11 protein-coding genes and 1 pseudogene are annotated in these 17,399 nt (G+C 69.8%); 8 read left to right on the top strand and 4 right to left on the bottom strand.

Going from position 1 to position 17,399, the window contains the following annotated elements; genetic code table 11:
• Positions 1 to 124: 124 nt before the first annotated feature.
• The 3 genes from ACL06G_RS02030 to ACL06G_RS02020 are packed head-to-tail and all read right to left on the bottom strand — an operon-like array spanning position 125 to position 4,858.
• Entirely contained in the window at positions 125 to 1,009 is an 885-nt protein-coding gene (locus tag ACL06G_RS02030) for an ABC transporter permease (RefSeq protein ID WP_412784929.1), read from the bottom strand.
• Complete coding sequence (locus ACL06G_RS02025) at positions 1,006 to 3,705, bottom strand: alpha/beta fold hydrolase (RefSeq protein WP_412835266.1); 2,700 nt, start codon at positions 3,703 to 3,705, stop codon at positions 1,006 to 1,008. Before ACL06G_RS02025 ends, ACL06G_RS02030 begins: the two co-directional genes overlap by 4 nt.
• Before the next feature lie 40 nt (positions 3,706 to 3,745).
• Positions 3,746 to 4,858 carry a hypothetical protein gene (locus ACL06G_RS02020; RefSeq protein WP_412835265.1) on the bottom strand — a complete coding sequence of 371 codons (1,113 nt, stop codon included), beginning with the start codon at positions 4,856 to 4,858 and terminating at the stop codon, positions 3,746 to 3,748.
• Positions 4,859 to 5,190: 332 nt separating this feature from the next.
• Here ACL06G_RS02020 and ACL06G_RS02015 point away from each other — a divergent pair.
• The 3 genes and pseudogenes from ACL06G_RS02015 (at position 5,191) to ACL06G_RS02005 (ending at position 7,679) form a co-directional block, all read left to right on the top strand.
• Positions 5,191 to 6,040 (top strand): annotated as a pseudogene (locus tag ACL06G_RS02015) (helix-turn-helix domain-containing protein).
• On the top strand, positions 6,037 to 6,222 hold the full coding sequence (locus ACL06G_RS02010; protein ID WP_412835264.1) for a DUF397 domain-containing protein: 186 nt from the start codon (positions 6,037 to 6,039) through the stop codon (positions 6,220 to 6,222). Before ACL06G_RS02015 ends, ACL06G_RS02010 begins: the two are co-directional and overlap by 4 nt.
• A 149-nt stretch (positions 6,223 to 6,371) precedes the next feature.
• Positions 6,372 to 7,679, top strand: a complete 1,308-nt coding sequence (locus tag ACL06G_RS02005) for an MFS transporter (RefSeq protein ID WP_412835263.1) — start codon at positions 6,372 to 6,374, stop codon at positions 7,677 to 7,679.
• A gap of 111 nt (positions 7,680 to 7,790) precedes the next feature.
• On the opposite strand, the gene ACL06G_RS02000 is transcribed toward ACL06G_RS02005, so the two are convergent.
• Entirely contained in the window at positions 7,791 to 9,320 is a 1,530-nt protein-coding gene (locus tag ACL06G_RS02000; protein ID WP_412835262.1) for a UDP-N-acetylglucosamine 1-carboxyvinyltransferase, read from the bottom strand.
• 242 nt (positions 9,321 to 9,562) lie between these two features.
• On the opposite strand from ACL06G_RS02000, the gene acnA reads away from it, so the two are divergent.
• From acnA to ACL06G_RS01975, 5 genes are all read left to right on the top strand, one after another.
• On the top strand, positions 9,563 to 12,283 hold the full coding sequence (acnA, locus tag ACL06G_RS01995) for an aconitate hydratase AcnA (RefSeq protein ID WP_412787863.1): 2,721 nt from the start codon (positions 9,563 to 9,565) through the stop codon (positions 12,281 to 12,283).
• Between the two features lie 255 nt (positions 12,284 to 12,538).
• Positions 12,539 to 13,963 carry an N-acetylglucosamine/diacetylchitobiose ABC transporter substrate-binding protein gene (ngcE, locus tag ACL06G_RS01990; RefSeq protein ID WP_412787862.1) on the top strand — a complete coding sequence of 475 codons (1,425 nt, stop codon included), beginning with the start codon at positions 12,539 to 12,541 and terminating at the stop codon, positions 13,961 to 13,963.
• A 71-nt stretch (positions 13,964 to 14,034) separates the two neighbouring features.
• Entirely contained in the window at positions 14,035 to 14,958 is a 924-nt protein-coding gene (locus tag ACL06G_RS01985; RefSeq protein WP_412787861.1) for a carbohydrate ABC transporter permease, read from the top strand.
• A gap of 5 nt (positions 14,959 to 14,963) precedes the next feature.
• Positions 14,964 to 15,893 carry a carbohydrate ABC transporter permease gene (locus tag ACL06G_RS01980; RefSeq protein WP_412787860.1) on the top strand — a complete coding sequence of 310 codons (930 nt, stop codon included), beginning with the start codon at positions 14,964 to 14,966 and terminating at the stop codon, positions 15,891 to 15,893.
• 259 nt (positions 15,894 to 16,152) lie between these two features.
• Positions 16,153 to 17,379, top strand: a complete 1,227-nt coding sequence (locus tag ACL06G_RS01975) for an ROK family transcriptional regulator (RefSeq protein WP_412787859.1) — start codon at positions 16,153 to 16,155, stop codon at positions 17,377 to 17,379.
• Positions 17,380 to 17,399 lie beyond the last annotated feature (20 nt).

Below are 17,399 nucleotides of genomic sequence, written 5' to 3'. Positions count from 1 at the left end.
GAGAAAGGGAATCGGGTGCGAAAGGGAAAGACATGTCCGGCTCTCCGGTCAGCGACACATGACGACAGCCGACACTATCGGCGGGGCCGACGGCGCGCCATGTGATTGCGGGAACCGGCCGGAACTACGAGACGATGTCCTTGCGGGAGAAGTTCCGGAAGGCGAGCGCGAACAGCACCAGCGCGTACGTCACGGAGACGGACGCGCCCTTGAGCATCCCGGCCCACTCCACGTGCGGTTGCAGCGCATCGATCCAGGCGAACTGCCAGTGCGCCGGGAGCACCTCGCGCCAGCTGCCCAGCGCCGTGACGGCGTCCAGCACGTTGCCGATGATCGTCAGCCCCACGGCCCCGCCGACCGCGCCCAGCGGGGCGTCGGTCTTCGTCGACAGCCAGAACGCCAGCCCCGCCGTCACCAGCTGGGAGACGAAGAGGAACGCCACGATCACCCCGAGCCGGATCAGCGTGTCCCCCGCCGCCAGCGCTCCCCCGGCGGGCAGCCGCAACGGGCCCCACCCGTAGGCGAGGGTTCCGGTCACCAACCCCACCAGCGGCAGCAGAAGCATCGCCCCGGCGCTGAACCCGAGGGCCACGGCCAGTTTCGACCACAGCAGCCGGGTGCGGGGCACGGGCGCGGCCAGCAGGTAGCGCAGGGAGGCCCAGCTCGCCTCCGAGGCGACCGTGTCGCCGTGGAACAGCGCCACCGGCACGACCAGCAGGAAACCCGCCGACACGAAGAGGCAGGTGGCCGCGAAGTTCGCCCCCGACGCCGTGGCGGTGTCCATCAGGTTGATCCGGTTGCCGCGGCCCTCCGGATCACCCCCGATGGCGAACGCCGCGACCAGGACGAGCGGCAGGGCCCCCAGCACGGCCGCCATCGCCAGTGTGCGGCGGCGTTTGAGCTGCCGCAGGGCCTCCACCCGCAGCGGCAGGGTGCGACCGGCGCGGTAGCCGGGAGCGCACTCGGCGTGCGCGGGCCGGGCGGACTCGGATTCCACCGGCGTGCTCAAGCTGATGCTCCGATCAGGGTGAGGAAGGCGTCTTCCAGGCGGTGGTGCGGGGCGACGCCGCTCACGGGCACGTCCAGCCGCACCAGTTCGGCGATCAGTGTCGCGGGTGTGCCTCCGTCGAGCCGCACGAGCAGTCCCTCGTCCGCGGGGACGGCCGTCGCGACACCCGGCAGGGCCGCGACCTTCGAGAGGGTCCCCTCCGATACCGCGCCTTCGGTGGTGACCAGCAACGTGTCGCCCTCGCCCGTGATCCCGGCGACCGGACCGGTCCGGACCAGCCCGCCACGGTCCATGACGACCAGGTGGGTGCAGGACTGCTCGACCTCGGAGAGCAGGTGGCTGGAGACGATGACAGTCCGCCCGGCAGCGGCGTAACGGGTCATCACCTCCCGCATCTCGCGGATCTGCGGCGGGTCGAGGCCGTTGGTCGGCTCGTCCAGGATCAGCAGGTCCGGAAGGCCGAGCATGGCCTGCGCAATCGCGAGCCGCTGCCGCATGCCCTGCGAATAGGTGCGCACCGCACGGGCCAGCGCGTCGCCGAGACCGGCGATCTCCAGGACCTCCTCGAGGTGCGAGTCGCCCGCCGGACGTCCGGTGGCCGCCCAGTACAGCTCCAGGTTGTCCCGGCCGGACAGGTGCGGCAGGAAACCCGCCCCCTCGACGAAGGCACCCACCCGGGACAGCACCGGCGCACCGGACCGCACGGCATGGCCGAAGACGCGGATCTCGCCCTCGTCCGGCCGGATCAGACCCATCAGCATCCGCAGAGTGGTCGTCTTCCCGGCGCCGTTCGGGCCGAGCAGGCCCAGCACCTGGCCGCGCTCGACGCGGAAGGACAACTCCCGCACCGCGTACCGGTCGGCCGAACCGGCGTACCGCTTGCTCAGGCCGGTGATTTCCAGCGGCACGTCCGCCAGTTCGGGGTCCGGGGCGGGCGGAACGCTCCGGCGGCGCGCGGTGACGAACAGCCCCGCGGCCACGACGGCTCCCGCCGCGGGCAGCGCCCACACCCACCAGGGCATGCCGGCCGCCTGCATCCGCACACCCGGAGCGGTGGGAACCGAGAGCCCACCCGTCAGGGACGCGGTGTAGGTGGCGGGCTCGTCCGGGGAGGCGTAGGCGAGGTCGGTGGCGGACAGCACCAGGCGCAGCCGGTGCCCGGCCTCGACCTCGTGATCGATCGCCGGAAGGGTCAGTTCGACCTCCCGGCCCTCCTCGGCGTCCTCGACCCGCACGGGTGCGACGAGTTGGGAGGGCAGCACCTGCTGCCTGCCGTCGGGCCCCACGTCGTAGACCTTGCCGAACAGCACCGCCTCCGAGCTGGTCGAGGCCACATCGACGGTGACGGTCGGGGAGCCGGTGATGCGCAGCGAGCGGTCGAGGGGAGCGGACTCGAACCGTGCGAACTGCCCAGGGAAGTCGAGCGACAGGCCGAGCCCGAACGAGGAGAGGGCCCCGGCGCCGCCACCGAGACCGGGAACGGCGGAGAGGGAGGGCGGCGCGCCGCCCGCCGGGTTGCCGAACCGCTGAGTCGGGCCGGAGAGCGCGATCTCCCTTGTACCTGCGGCGAGTCCGGGATAGGAGGGGCTGCTCGCACCGCGCAGCTGCGCCTCGCCGTCGGTGGAGTCGACGCCTCCGGTACGGCTGATGCGGAACGCCGGCCCGGTGTCCGTGGTCCGGTCGTGTTTGAGGTAGCGGTCGAACCAGTCGCCGATCCGTGCCTCGACGCGGTCGGTCTCCCTGTCGCCGCCGTCGTGGCCGCCGGAGATCCAGTCGACGGCCACGGGCGCGCCGTTGTGACGGATCGCGTCCGCCATGGCGTCCGCCTGGGAGAGGGGGAACAGCGAGTCCGACTGCCCCTGCACGATGAGCGCGGGCGCGTTGATGCGGTCGGCGACCGCCGAGGGGCTCCGTTCCTCCAGGAGCGCGCGGGCCTCGGCGTCGGGCTCCCCCGACACGGCGACCCGCTGGTACATGGCGCAGAGTTCCTGCGCGAAGTCCCCGCAGGCCGTGGGACCGGCGGGCCGGGAGGTGTCCCCTTCCGGGGTGGCGCCGGAGCCGCCCGGCGTCATGCTCGCGGGGGCCGCGGATCCGGTGGAGAAGAAGATCCCCGCCCAGAGCTTCTTGAAGACTCCCTCGGGGAACAGTGCGTCGGCGAGGTTCCAGTAGGTGATCATGGGCGCGATCGCATCCACCCGCGCGTCGTTCCCTGCGGCGAGCAGGGAGACCGCGCCTCCGTAGGAGGCCCCGCTGAGACCTACTCTCGGGTCGCCGTCCCCGTCCAGCCGGACCTCGGGCTGCTCGGCGAGCCAGTCGATGAGCCGGGACACGTCCGCGACCTCGCGCTCGGGGTCGTTGAGGCCGATCCGGCCGGTGGACTCCCCGAAGCCGCGAGCGGACCAGGTGAGGACCGCGTATCCGTTGCGCGCCAGGGCTTCGGCCTGTTCGCGGACGTCCTGCTTGCTCCCGCCGAAGCCGTGCGCGAGGAGGACCGCGGGTCGCGGCCGGCCGCCGCCCGAGGTGAAGTACGAGGTGTCGATCTCCGCCCCCGGCATGTGGTGCACCCGTTCCTGCCGGTGCACAGCAGGAACGGCGTCGTCGGCGGCCGCGGTCCAGGTGCCGGCGCCGGCAAGGACGGCGAGAGCAGCGGCCCCCGCGAGCCGGCGGCCCTTCGACCGGGGGAATCGGATTGTCATGGGAAAACCCTAAGCGCTCGGGCAAGCGGATCCGGCCGGGTCACCGGGGCCGGCGCCGGAACGGCGGGCGGCCGTCCTCGCCGAGCGGGACGTGCCGTCGAGGACTGCCTCTGCGGGCCGTGACGAACGCGGTGAAGCCGGATCCGGCAGAAGGCGGCGGGGGAGCGGGTTCGTCCGGCGCGCGGCAGTCGGGGCACAGCGTCTCGTCGCTGCCGGGCGGTGGGGTGAACAGGCGTGGCTGGGTGTGCCGGGCGAGGCACTCCCGCATGCGGGCGACACGTGGCTCCGGCGCCGGAGCGGTTGGCGCCCGGGCCGCCACCGGGGCCGGGACCTCGGGGAGGGCGTGCTGGAGCCGCCATCGCAGGGCGCCGAGCGGCCTGCGGGCGTCGGCCAGACCGTCGGTGAGCGCCTGGCGGATGCGCAGTTCCGACAGGCCACTGGCCAGCCACTTCGCGGCGAGCGGCGCCCAACTCCGTGCCGTGCGTACGGGCATGGCCAGCTGCGGGTCGATCCGCCGGAGCGAGAGCAGCAGGGCCTCGGCGGCGGCGTGCGGGGCCGAGGCGGGTGCCGCGTCGTCCGCAGGTGCGTCCTGCGGGACTCCGTCCCGCCCGGTGCCGGAGCGGACGTCCGGGTCGGGGCTCACCGACTGCGGCGGCCCGCCCGCCGGTTCGGTGCCGGGCCCGGTTGGTGGGGTGGTCTTCCTTCCGGTGTTCCTTTTCGGTGGACGACCGACGGGCGGACCGGTCGGCCCACCGGCGGTCGGCCGAGCGGCACCCGGTGGCACGTCCGCCCCGCGGCCGGGGAGCGCGGCACCGTGGACGGCCCGGTCGCCGTCGCGCACCGCGAGGGCTTCCCCCGGGTCCAGCGCGGTGTTGGAGACGAGCTGGACGGTGACGAAGCGTCCGCCGTCGACCCGTGTCGTCCACTGGTGGAGGAAGCCCTCCTCCAGGAGCTGGCGTTTGGCCTTCTGAAAGGCGCACTTCTTGATTCCGGCCCGGCGCGCGGTGTCGCTCAGGCACTGCTTCTCGCCCGGTGGGAGCGAGAGCTGCCAGGTCAGGAGGGTCTTCGCGTCCGACGACAGGCGCGGATGGCGCAGAATGGCGTTCGGGATCTGCGCATAGCTGTGCGCAGGCGGGATAACATGCCGAAGCATCTCGGGGACTCCTTGGTCAAGTCCTCTGGGTGTAGGCCCCCGGGCTGGTGCTGGTAACACCTCCGGGGGCTGCCTCACGTTCGGATGAGGCAACCCGTCTGGTTCGAGAGCGTACACCGCATGTGACGATGTGACGACCACTCGTTGCGCAGTGTGATGATCGGCTTGTGGTGCGCGTGGAAGGGCCACTTCGTGAACGGCCGGGCCACGGAGCTCCGTACGGGAAGTCCGCGTACGGGCCTGTTCGATGGAACGTACGAGCCGGCCTCCGCCACGCTGTACGAGGTCGGGCGCGGGTCGCGCGCGCCGTCGAGCGTGGAGGAGAAGCGCGGATGACGACGGGTGAAGCGGTGACGGGGTCGGGGGAGTGGGAGCGGGAGCCCGATCCCTCGGACAGCCTGCGGACCTTCGGCGCCGTCGTCCAGGCGCTGCGGGAACACGCGGGCCTCAGCCGCACTCGGGGCCCACGTCCGCTTCTCCAAACACACCGTGGAATCGGTGGAGTTGGGCCGCCGTATGCCGGACCCGGCGTTCGTGGAACGCGCGGAGGAAGCCCTGGGCAACACGGGCGCCCTCCGGAAGGCCGCCTCGAAACTGTCGCGCGGAGAGGCAGGCATCGCCGCGTGGTTCCGCCGCTGGGCACGGCTGGAGCGTGTGGCGGTGAGCCTGTGCACCTACGAATGCCGACTCGTGCCCGGCCTGTTGCAGTCCGAAGGATACGCGCGGGCCCTTGCCGAGAACGACATTCCTCCCCTGACGGACGATGCCGTCGAGGCCATGGTGTCCGCGCGCGCGGAGCGTCAGCGACTGCTCTACGACAGGCCGAACACGACCTTCGACTTCGTCGCCGAGGAGTCCGTGTTCATGCGTCGTCTGGGAGGTGCACACGTCACTCGGCAGCTGATCGACCATGTGATCGCGGTGTGTTCGCTCCGGAACACCACGCTTCAGATCATGCCTGCCGCCGCCGAGCATCATGCGTGTCTTGCAGGACCCCTTGCCCTGCTGGAAACCGGAGACGGGCGACGGTTCGCTTACGTGGAAGGGCAGGAGAGCGGTCGTCTGATCTCTGATCCGAAAGAGTCCAGGCGCATCCTCATGCGCTATGCGAGACTGCGCTCGCAGGCTCTCTCCCCGGTCGATTCCTTGAGCCTGCTGAGGCGGATGCGAGGAGCACTATGAGCACGTCGGAGCACGACTGGTTCAAGTCCACCTACAGCAGCGCTCAAGGGGACAACTGCATCGAGGTGGCCGTGACCGCCACCGCGGTCCACGTGCGCGATTCCAAGGACCTTGCGCGACGGCCCTTCGTGGTCGACCGGGAACAGTGGGTACGGTTCCTCGCCCACGCAGCCGGACGCTGACTGACGGACAAGCGCGTGTGCACGGGGGTCCGTTCCCCGCACACCGCCACGAGGGACCGCGACGCCCCGGTGGCGACCCGTTGACCGGTGGGCGTCCGGAACGCGGCCGCGTCGACGGGGACGCTCGGCGAACGAGGGGGACGTGAGTCGTGGTGGAGCAGCTCGGCGTACGCAGTATTCTCCGGCGATTTCTTGTACTGACCGGCCTGCGCTGGCTGCCCTTGGGGCTGCTCGCGCCCGTGTTGGTGCTGCTGCCGCTGGACCGCGGACTGCGTCTGTCCGACGTCGGATTCGCCCTCGCCTTCCAGGGTTTCGTGGTGCTCGCTCTCGAGGTGCCGACCGGGGGACTCGCCGACAGCATCGGCCGTCGCCGCATGCTGCTCGCGGCGTCGGTGGCTTCGGTGGTCTCGCTCACCGTCTTCGCGCTGGCGCAGAACGTCGTGGCCCTGGCGTGCGCCGCCGCACTTCTCGGCGTGTACCGCGCGCTGGACAGCGGTCCGCTCGAATCCTGGTACGTCGACGAGTCCCAGGCGCGGGACCCCCAGGCGCAGATCGACGTGGGAATCGGCCGGCAGAACACCGTCATGGGCCTGTCGATCGGCCTCGGAGCACTGGCCGGCGCCGCGGTGGTCACCTGGCGCCCTGTCCCCGCGATCGAGCCGATGCTCTTTCCGGTCCTGCTGGCGCTGGGAGTGCAGGTTGTCGGCGCGGTAGGGGTCTGGGTGCTCATGGAGGAGCGCCACCTTCCGGACTCGGCGGTGACGGGCGCGAGCGGCATCCGGGACGGTGTACGCGAGGTGCCCCGCACTATCTCCGCCAGTGCCCGGTTGCTCCGGGCGTCACCGGTCCTGCTGGCGCTGTCGGGTGTGGAGCTGCTCTGGGGGCTCGGCGCCCCGACGTTCGAGAACCTGTTCTCGGTCCGGCTGTCCGAGGTGACCGTTACGCCCGAGGCGGCGGCGGCGATGACCGGCACGGCCGTCGCGGTCGGGTGGCTGGCGTCCTCGGCGGGTGCGGCGGCGACACCGCGCATGGCACGCCGGTGGGGCGCCGTCGAGATCTCCGTGCTGCTGCGTGTCCTGCAAGGTGCTGCCGTGGTGGCCATGGGGCTGTTCGCCGGTGTCGTCGGCGTGCTTGCGGCGTACGTGGCCTGCTACGTGGTGCACGGCGCGTCCGGGGCTGCGCACATGACGCTGCTCCACCGGCACACGGCCGGTGGCGTGCGGTCGACGATGGTGTCGATCAATTCGATGATGGCTCAGGGCGCCGGTGCTGTCGGGGCGATCGGACTGTCCGTCCTGGCGGAGCGCGTCTCGGTCTCGGCCGCCATGATCGTGGGCGGGGTCGTGCTTGCCGCGGGTGCACCCCTCTACCTGTTCGCGCGGGCGGCCGAGCGGGAGAGGGCCGCATCGGGACCGGCGGAGCTGCCGGTGCGGGACGCGACCGACGAACATCAGTGACCCCCACGCCCTGCTCACCCGTGCCGGGCGTGGGTGCCTGGAAAACCCTGGAGAGGAATGCCGCCGACCTGGAGTCCGTGAGGAACTACCGCGGATACCGGCACCCGCCGGTCAGATGTCGCGGAAGGTCTCGATCTGCGCGCCGACCTCGTTCAGCCGCTCGGCCAGCTCCTCGTAGCCGCGGTTGATGACGTAGACGTTGCGCAGCACCGAGGTGCCGTCCGCTGCGAGCATCGCCAGCAGCACGACGACCGCGGGACGCAGCGCGGGCGGGCACATCATCTCCGAGGCGCGCCAGCGGGTCGGGCCGTTGACGAGCACCCGGTGCGGGTCGAGGAGTTGGAGCCGTCCGCCGAGGCGGTTGAGGTCGGTCAGGTAGATGGCGCGGTTGTCGTAGACCCAGTCGTGGATGAGGGTCTGGCCCTGGGCCGACGCCGCGATGGCCGCGAAGAACGGCACGTTGTCGATGTTGAGGCCGGGGAACGGCATCGGGTGGATCTTGTCGATCGGCGCCTCCAGCTTGGAGGGGTGCACCGTGAGGTCGGTGAGCCGGGTGCGTCCGTTGTCCGCCGGGTACTCGGCGCTGCGGTCCAGGCTCAGGCCCATCTCCTCCAGCACCGCCAGCTCGATCTCCAGGAACTCCACCGGTACCCGCCGGACGGTGAGTTCGGACTCGGTGACCACCGCGGCCGCCAGCAGGCTCATCGCCTCCACCGGGTCCTCGGAGGGGGAGTAGTCCACGTCCCGGTCGATCTCGGGCAGGCCGTGCACGGTCAGGGTGGTGGAGCCGATGCCCTCGACGCGGACGCCGAGCTGCTCCAGGAAGAAGCACAGGTCCTGGACCATGTAGTTGGAGGAGGCGTTGCGGATGACGGTGACGCCGTCGTGCCGGGCCGCGGCGAGCAGCGCGTTCTCCGTGACGGTGTCGCCGCGTTCGGTCAGGACGATGGGCCGGTCGGGGGTGACGGAACGGTCGACGACCGCGTGGTAGACGCCCTCAGTCGCCGTCACGTCGAGACCGAACCGGCGCAGCGCGATCATGTGCGGCTGCACGGTGCGGGTGCCGAGGTCGCAGCCGCCCGCGTAGGGGATGCGGAACGAGTCGGTGCGGTGCAGCAGCGGACCGAGGAACATGATGATGCTGCGGGTGCGGCGGGCGGCGTCCGCGTCGATCGCGCCCAGGTCGAGTTCGGCCGCCGGCACGATCTCCAGGTCGCCCGCGTCGTTGAGCCAGCGGGTGCGTACGCCGATGGAGCCGAGCACCTCGAGGATGCGGAAGACCTCCTCGATGCGCGCGACCCTGCGCAGCACGGTGCGGCCGGAGTTGAGCAGCGAGGCGCACAGGAGCGCCACGCACGCGTTCTTGCTCGTCTTGACGTCGATGCTTCCCGAGAGCCTGCGGCCGCCGACGACGCGCAGGTGCATCGGTCCGGAGTATCCGAGCGAGACGATCTCGCTGTCGAGGGCTTCGGAGATACGGGCGATCATCTCAAGGCTGATGTTCTGATTGCCGCGTTCGATCCGGTTGACCGCGCTCTGGCTGGTGCTCAGCGACTCTGCGAGCTGCGACTGGGTCCAACCGCGGTGCTGCCGGGCGTCCCGGATCAGCTGCCCGATGCGGGCAAGGTAGTCATCCGTCATACCGAAAACGCTATCTCAGATGTGAGATATCAGAGAATCACCGCAGGCCGAACGGGTGAGTGGGGCGTGTCTGCGGGGAAACCGGGACGGTGCGCGATGCGCGGAGGGCCGGAGCATGACCCGTCGGCGGTCGTGTACTAGAGTTATCTCGACATCGAGATATCTGTCGAAGAGCGCACTCCGACCGAGGGTGCGCACATTAGGCAAGGCTAGCCTAACTCCCAGGGATGAAGGAGACTGTCGTGTCGGCGAACAGCTTCGACGCCCGCAGCACGCTGCAGGTGGGCGACGAGTCGTACGAGATCTTCAGGCTGGACAAGGTCGAGGGGTCCTCCCGGCTGCCGTTCAGCCTCAAGGTGCTGCTGGAGAACCTGCTCCGCACCGAGGACGGGGCGAACATCACCGCCGACCACATCCGTGCGCTCGGCGGCTGGGACCCCAAGGCCCAGCCGAGCCGCGAGATCCAGTTCACGCCGGCCCGTGTGATCATGCAGGACTTCACCGGCGTGCCGTGCGTCGTCGACCTCGCCACCATGCGCGAGGCCGTGAAGGAACTCGGCGGCGACGCGTCCCGCATCAACCCGCTCGCCCCGGCCGAACTGGTCATCGACCACTCGGTCATCGCCGACAAGTTCGGCACGGCGAACGCGTTCTCGCAGAACGTCGAGCTGGAGTACGGCCGCAACCGCGAGCGCTACCAGTTCCTGCGCTGGGGCCAGACCGCCTTCGACGAGTTCAAGGTCGTCCCGCCCGGCACCGGCATCGTCCACCAGGTGAACATCGAGCACCTGGCGCGCAGCGTCATGGTCCGGGACGGCCGGGCCTACCCCGACACCCTGGTGGGCACGGACTCGCACACCACGATGGTCAACGGGCTCGGCGTGCTCGGCTGGGGCGTCGGCGGTATCGAGGCCGAGGCCGCGATGCTCGGCCAGCCGGTCTCGATGCTCATCCCGCGCGTCGTGGGCTTCAAGCTCACCGGCAAGCTCCCCACCGGCACCACCGCCACGGACCTGGTGCTCACCATCACCGAGATGCTGCGCAAGCACGGCGTCGTCGGCAAGTTCGTCGAGTTCTACGGCGACGGCGTCGGCTCGGTCCCGCTCGCCAACCGCGCGACCATCGGCAACATGTCGCCGGAGTTCGGGTCCACGGCGGCGATCTTCCCGATCGACGGCGAGACCCTGAACTACCTCCGCCTGACCGGGCGCGACGAGCAGCAGCTCGCCCTCGTCGAGGCCTACGCCAAGGAACAGGGCCTCTGGCACGACCCGGCCCACGAGCCGGAGTACTCCGAGTACCTCGAGCTGGACCTGTCCACGGTCGTGCCCTCGATCGCCGGCCCCAAGCGTCCGCAGGACCGCATCGCCCTCGCCGACGCCAAGAACCAGTTCGGGCTCGACGTCCGCAACTACGTCTCCGACGCCGACCTGGACGAGGCGGGCAAGGAGTCCTTCCCGGCCTCGGACGCCCCCGCGGTGTCCAACGGCGCGCCGTCCAAGCCCACCCAGGTCACCGGTGCGGACGGCTCGGTGTACGAGATCGACCACGGCGCCGTCGCGGTGGCCGCGATCACCTCCTGCACCAACACCTCCAACCCGTACGTCATGGTCGGTGCCGCCCTGGTGGCCAAGAAGGCCGTGGAGAAGGGCCTGGCCCGCAAGCCGTGGGTCAAGACCACGCTCGCCCCCGGCTCGCAGGTCGTCATGGACTACTACGACCGCGCCGGCCTCACGCCGTACCTGGACAAGCTGGGCTTCAACCTGGTCGGCTACGGCTGCACCACCTGCATCGGCAACTCCGGCCCGCTGCCGGAGGAGGTCTCGCAGGCGGTCAACGACAACGACCTCGCGGTGGTCTCGGTCCTCTCCGGCAACCGGAACTTCGAGGGCCGCATCAACCCCGACGTGAAGATGAACTACCTCGCCTCCCCGCCGCTGGTGGTCGCCTACGCCATCGCCGGCTCGATGAAGGTCGACATCACCACCGAGGCGCTGGGCACCGACACCGAGGGCAACCCGGTGTACCTGGAGGACATCTGGCCCTCCGAGCGCGAGGTCGAAGAGGTCGTCGCGGGCGCCATCGGCCAGGAGATGTTCACCTCCAGCTACTCCGACGTGTTCGCCGGGGACGCCCAGTGGCAGGCGCTGCCGGTGCCCACCGGCAACACCTTCGAGTGGGACCCCGAGTCCACCTACGTGCGCAAGCCCCCGTACTTCGAGGGCATGGGCCCGGAGCCGGAGCCGGTGCAGGACATCACCGGCGCCCGGGTGCTCGCCAAGCTGGGCGACTCGGTCACCACCGACCACATCTCCCCGGCCGGCGCCATCAAGGCGGACTCCCCGGCGGGTACGTACCTCACCGAACACGGCGTGCAGCGCCGTGACTTCAACAGCTACGGCTCGCGCCGCGGCAACCACGAGGTCATGATCCGCGGCACCTTCGCCAACATCCGGCTGCGCAACCAGCTGGCTCCCGGCACCGAGGGCGGCTTCACCCGGGACTTCACCCAGGACGGTCACCCCGTCACGACCATCTACGACGCCTCGCAGAACTACCAGCAGCAGGGCATCCCGCTGGTCGTACTGGCCGGCAAGGAGTACGGCTCCGGCTCGTCCCGCGACTGGGCGGCCAAGGGCACCGCCCTGCTGGGCGTCCGGGCCGTCGTCGCCGAGTCCTACGAGCGCATCCACCGCTCGAACCTCATCGGCATGGGCGTGCTGCCGCTCCAGTTCCCGGAGGGCGCCTCGGCGCAGTCGCTGGGCCTGACCGGCGAGGAGACCTTCTCCCTCACCGGTGTCACCGCGCTCAACGACGGCGGCGTCCCGGAGACCGTGAAGGTCGCCACGGACACCGGCGTGGAGTTCGACGCCGTGGTCCGGATCGACACCCCGGGCGAGGCCGACTACTACCGCAACGGCGGCATCATGCAGTACGTCCTGCGCTCGCTCATCTCCACGTGAGCCCGGGCCGCTTCACCGCGTGAACACGGCGTCGCACCCGCCCCCGGGCGGGTGCGGCGCCGTCGCATGTCGCCACCGGCGTGGCGCGTCCCCCGGAGGTCTCAACTCGGGAAAGATGGTCCGCCGAGTGTGCGTACGATCTTGCCCCGTCGGCGAGAAGTGGACTATACCTGTCGGCACCCGAGCGGCCGTGCGCATAACGGACGCCGTTCACCAGCCCGGCCACAGGGCGGATCGCCCAGCGAAGGGGAAGCCATGGGATCCACTTTCGACGTCCACCGCCGAGACCTCATCAAGCGCGCCGCGGCAGCCGGTCTGATCGCGGTTCCCGCCATGGGGACGCTCGCCTCGTGCGCCAGCGGAGGCGGGGGTACCGAGCAGGTCGACAAGGGGAAGAAGAGCAAGGACAACCCGCTCGCAGTCAACGCCGGCGCGCCGCTCGAGGTCTACATCTTCGACGGAGGATTCGGCACCAAGTACGCCGAGGACGCCTCCAAGATCTACGGGGACCGCTTCCCGAAGGCCAAGGTCTCGGTCAAGTCGACCCAGAAGATCCAGTCCGTCCTGCAGCCCCGCTTCAACGGCGGGACCCCGCCGGACCTCATCGACAACTCCGGCGCCGAGGCCATGGACATGGGCGTCCTGGTCGGCAAGAACCAGTTGGCGGACCTGACGCCGCTGCTGGACGCGCCGTCGATCGACGACCCCGCCGTGAAGGTGCGCGACACCCTGCGCCCGGGCATCGTCGAGATGGGGCAGTTCGACGGCGACCCGGTGTACATCATGTACTACGCCTACACCGTGTACGGCGTGTGGTACTCGCAGACCAACCTGGACAAGCTCGACGCGGAGTACCCCAAGACCTGGGACGAGATGCTCAAGGTCTGCGCCAAGGCCAAGAAGAAGGGCGTCGCCGGCTGGACCTACCCCGGCAAGTACCCCTACTACCTGCCCTTCTCGCTCTACCCGTTCATGGCCAAGATCGGTGGCCCCGAGGTCCTCAAGAAGATCGACAACCTGGAGCCGGACGCCTGGAAGCAGCCTGCCGTCAAGGCCGCGCTGGAGGCGTACTACGAGCTCTACAAGAAGGGCTACATCCTCCAGGGCACTCCCGGTCTGACCCACATCGAGTCGCAGACCGCCTGGAACGAGGGCAAGGCGCTGTTCATCCCCAACGGCTCCTGGGTGGAGAACGAGTCCGCCAAGACCACGCCGAAGGACTTCGAGATGCGTGTCGCCCCGCCGTCCGGCCTGGACAGCTCGGACGCCATGCCCTTCGAGACCACCTGGGCCTCCGGCGGCGAGCCCTTCATGGTCCCGGCCAACGCGAAGAACCCGGACGGCGGCATGGAGCAGATGCGCATCATGCTCGGCGAGCAGTCCTCGAAGAACTTCGTGAAGCAGGTGTCCTCGCTCACCGCCTTCGACGGCGGCACGGACGGCCTGTCGCTCCCTCCGGGGCTCGCCTCGGCAGTGGAGGTCGTGGACGCGGCCGGAGACAACATCGTCAACCCGCGCATCCCGGACTGGTACGTGTCCCTGCAGAAGGAGAAGATCGGCACGGGCTGCATCGGCGAGATGATGGCCGGCCGCATGACGCCGGCCGAGTGCGCCAAGAAGGCGCAGCAGTTCACCGACGAAGCGCGCGAGGACGACTCCCTCAAGCACTACAAGCGCTGACGCGCACCGCCACCGGCGGCAGCGGCACGGCCGGCGGCGTCGCCGCGGAGAGAGATCGGAGTCGAGAAGGCATGCAGCACGGCAAGTACCGGTTCATCGCCGGGTTCCTCGCGGTACCCCTGGCGATCTACCTGCTTTTCGTGGTCTGGCCGTTCATCCAGTCCATCTACTACTCGTTCACGGACTGGAGCGGACTCAGCCCCGATTTCTCCTTCGTCGGATTCGCCAACTACCAGAAGATGCTGTCCGACAGCGACTTCTGGGACGCGCTCGGGCACAGCCTGCTGTTCCTCGCGCTGCTGCCGGTGGCGACCATCGGCTTCGCCCTGTTCCTCGCCTTCATGATCAACGTCGGCGGGCGGCGCCGGAAGGGCGCCGCCATCGCCGGCGTGCGGGGGTCGGGCCTGTACAAGATTCTCTACTTCTTCCCGCAGGTGCTGTCGATCGCGATCGTCGCGCTGCTCTTCCAGTTCGTCTACAACCCCCGCAACGGCGCCCTGAACGCCGGACTGGAGGGACTGGGGCTGGGCGCGGTCAAACCGAACTGGCTGGGGGATCCCGAGCTCGCGCTCTGGTGCGTGATGTTCGTCCTCTTCTGGTGCACCGTGGGATTCTTCGTGGTGCTCTTCTCCGCCGGCATGTCCTCCATCCCCAAGGACATCTACGAAGCGGCACTGCTGGACGGGGCGGGCCGGGCCACGACCTTCTTCCGCATCACCCTGCCCCTGTTGTGGGACACCGTGCAGTCCGGCTGGATCTACATGGGCATCCTTGCTCTGGGCCCCGAGGCCTTCGCCGTCGTGCAGATCATGACCGTGGGTCCCGGCGGACCCGCCAACTCCACGACCGTGCTCCCGCTGGAGGTCTACACCACTGCGTTCGCCGACGCCCAGGCGGCCTACGCGACCACCATCGGCGTCGCGCTGCTGATCGTCACCCTGACCTTCGCGGCCGTCGTGCTGAAGCTCGGCCGGCGTGAGCGACTGGAGTTCTGACACCCATGAAGACCACCGACACCACGCTTCCGAGCGCCGGGCCCGACCCGGCGCGTCCGGCCGTCACCAAGGTGGACGCCCCGGACCCCTCCCCGGGACGGCAGAAGAAGGAGGGCACCACCCTCAACGTCTTCTCCCACGGGGTCCTCGTGCTGTGGGGCTTCATGGTGGCGCTGCCCCTGCTCTGGGCGGTGATGACCTCCTTCAAGACCGACCGGGAGATCTTCACCTCGCCCTGGTCGCTGCCCACCGAACTGCATTTCGAGAACTGGGCCCGTGCCTGGGGCCAGGCGAACATGAGCGACTACTTCGGCAACACCGTCGTCGTGGTCGGTGGTTCGCTCTTCGGCACCATGCTGCTCGGCTCCATGACGGCCTACGTGCTCGCGCGCTTCGACTTCCCCGGCAACAGGTTCCTCTACTTCCTGTTCATCGGCGGGATGAGCTTCCCGATCATCCTCGCGCTGGTGCCGCTGTTCTACGTCATGAACAACATGGGGCTGCTCAACACCAGGCACGGCCTGATCCTGGTCTACATCGGCTACTCGCTGCCGTTCACGGTCTTCTTCCTGACCGCCTTCTTCCGCACCCTGCCCAGCTCGGTCGCCGAAGCCGCGCTCATCGACGGGGCCTCGCATTCCCGTACGTTCTTCCAGGTCATGCTGCCGATGGCCAAACCCGGCCTGATCAGTGTCGGCATCTTCAACTTCCTGGGGCAGTGGAACCAGTACATGCTGCCCACCGTGCTCAACACCGACCCGGACAAGAAGGTCCTCTCGCAGGGGCTGGTGCAACTCGCGGTGAGCCAGGGATACAAGGGAGACTGGTCCGGCCTGTTCGCCGGGCTGGTCATGGCGATGCTGCCGGTGCTCGGGGCCTACATCGTCTTCCAGCGCCAGGTGGTCTCCGGCCTCACCGCCGGCGCCCTGAAGTGACGCTTCTGGAGCCGTCCCCCGCCGTCCCCTCCGAGTGAGGGGACGGCCGCGCAGTGCTCATCACGGTCGCACCGTGACTGCTCATGCACGTACGATCACTCACATCTGAGCAGCTTCGGGAATCAAGGTCTTGACGGGAGAGAACCGTCGACGCTGTGCTTGGAGTTCAGATGTTGGAAGCGGGCCGTGCACGGATTCTTCCGGTGCGGCCGACGGGGCCGCACTGTCGCGGTCCGTCACAGCGGGAGTGGAGCGTCACGTGGAGACTCCGGGATCGCAGTCCTCACTGCACCGGGCCAATCTGGAGCGGGTGGTTCGAGCCGTCAGAACGGCCGGTTCCCTCACCCAGGCCGAGATCGCCCGGTCGACCGGGCTCTCGGCCGCGACCGTCTCCAACATCGTCAGGGAGCTGAAGGACGGCGGCACCGTCGACGTCACCCCGACATCGGCCGGAGGGCGGCGGGCGCGCAGCGTGTCCCTCTCCGGCGACGCCGGAACCGTGGTGGGGGTCGACTTCGGTCACACCCACCTGCGGGTGGCCGTCGGCAATCTGGCCCACCGGGTGATCGCCGAGGAGGCCGAGCCGATCGACGTGGACGCCTCCGCGCAGGAGGGCTTCGACCGGGCCGAGGCGCTGGTGCAGCGCCTGGTCGGCGCGGCCGGCATCCCGCGGGACAAGATCGTTGGCGTCGGGCTGGGCGTTCCCGGGCCGATCGAGCAGGAGACCGGGGCGCTGGGCTCCACCGCCATTCTCCCCGGCTGGGCGGGCACACGCCCCCGGGAGGAGCTGGCCGAACGCCTCGGTGTGCCCGTGTACGTGGACAACGACGCCAACCTCGGCGCCCTGGGGGAGAAGGTCTGGGGCAGCGGGCGCGGTGCCTCCGACCTCGCCTACATCAAGATCGGCAGCGGAGTGGGCGCGGGCCTGGTGATCAACGATCGGATCTACCGGGGCCCCGGCGGCACCGCGGGGGAGATCGGGCACATCACGCTCGACGAGTCCGGGCCGGTGTGCCGCTGCGGCAATCGTGGCTGCCTGGAGACCTTCACAGCCGCCCGGTACGTGCTGCCGCTGCTGCACTCCACCCACGGCCCGGACATCACGGTGCCCGCGGTCGTGCAACTCGCCAGGGACGGCGATCCGGGCTGCCGCAGGGTCGTGGCCGACATCGGACGCCACATCGGTTCCGGCGTGGCCAGCCTGTGCAACCTGCTCAACCCGAGCCGCATCGTGCTCGGCGGCGACCTGGCGGAGGCGGGGGACCTGCTGCTGGACCCGGTGCGCGACTCGGTGGCCCGCTACGCCATCCCCAGCGCCGCGCGGCGCCTCGCCGTGGCGCCCGGCATGCTGGGCGGCCGTGCGGAGGTGCTCGGTGCCCTGGCACTCGTGCTGAACGAGATGGGTGACGCCTCGCTGCTGAACACTTCGGGCACACCGCAGCCACCCGAAGTATCCCTCTCGACCGATTCACCCCGCACTGCCTGATATCTGACGTCCTCTCGCAT

The organism is Streptomyces callyspongiae (genome assembly GCF_047200695.1).
GTDB lineage: Bacteria > Actinomycetota > Actinomycetes > Streptomycetales > Streptomycetaceae > Streptomyces.
This window is presented reverse-complemented; position numbering and strand designations above follow the sequence as displayed.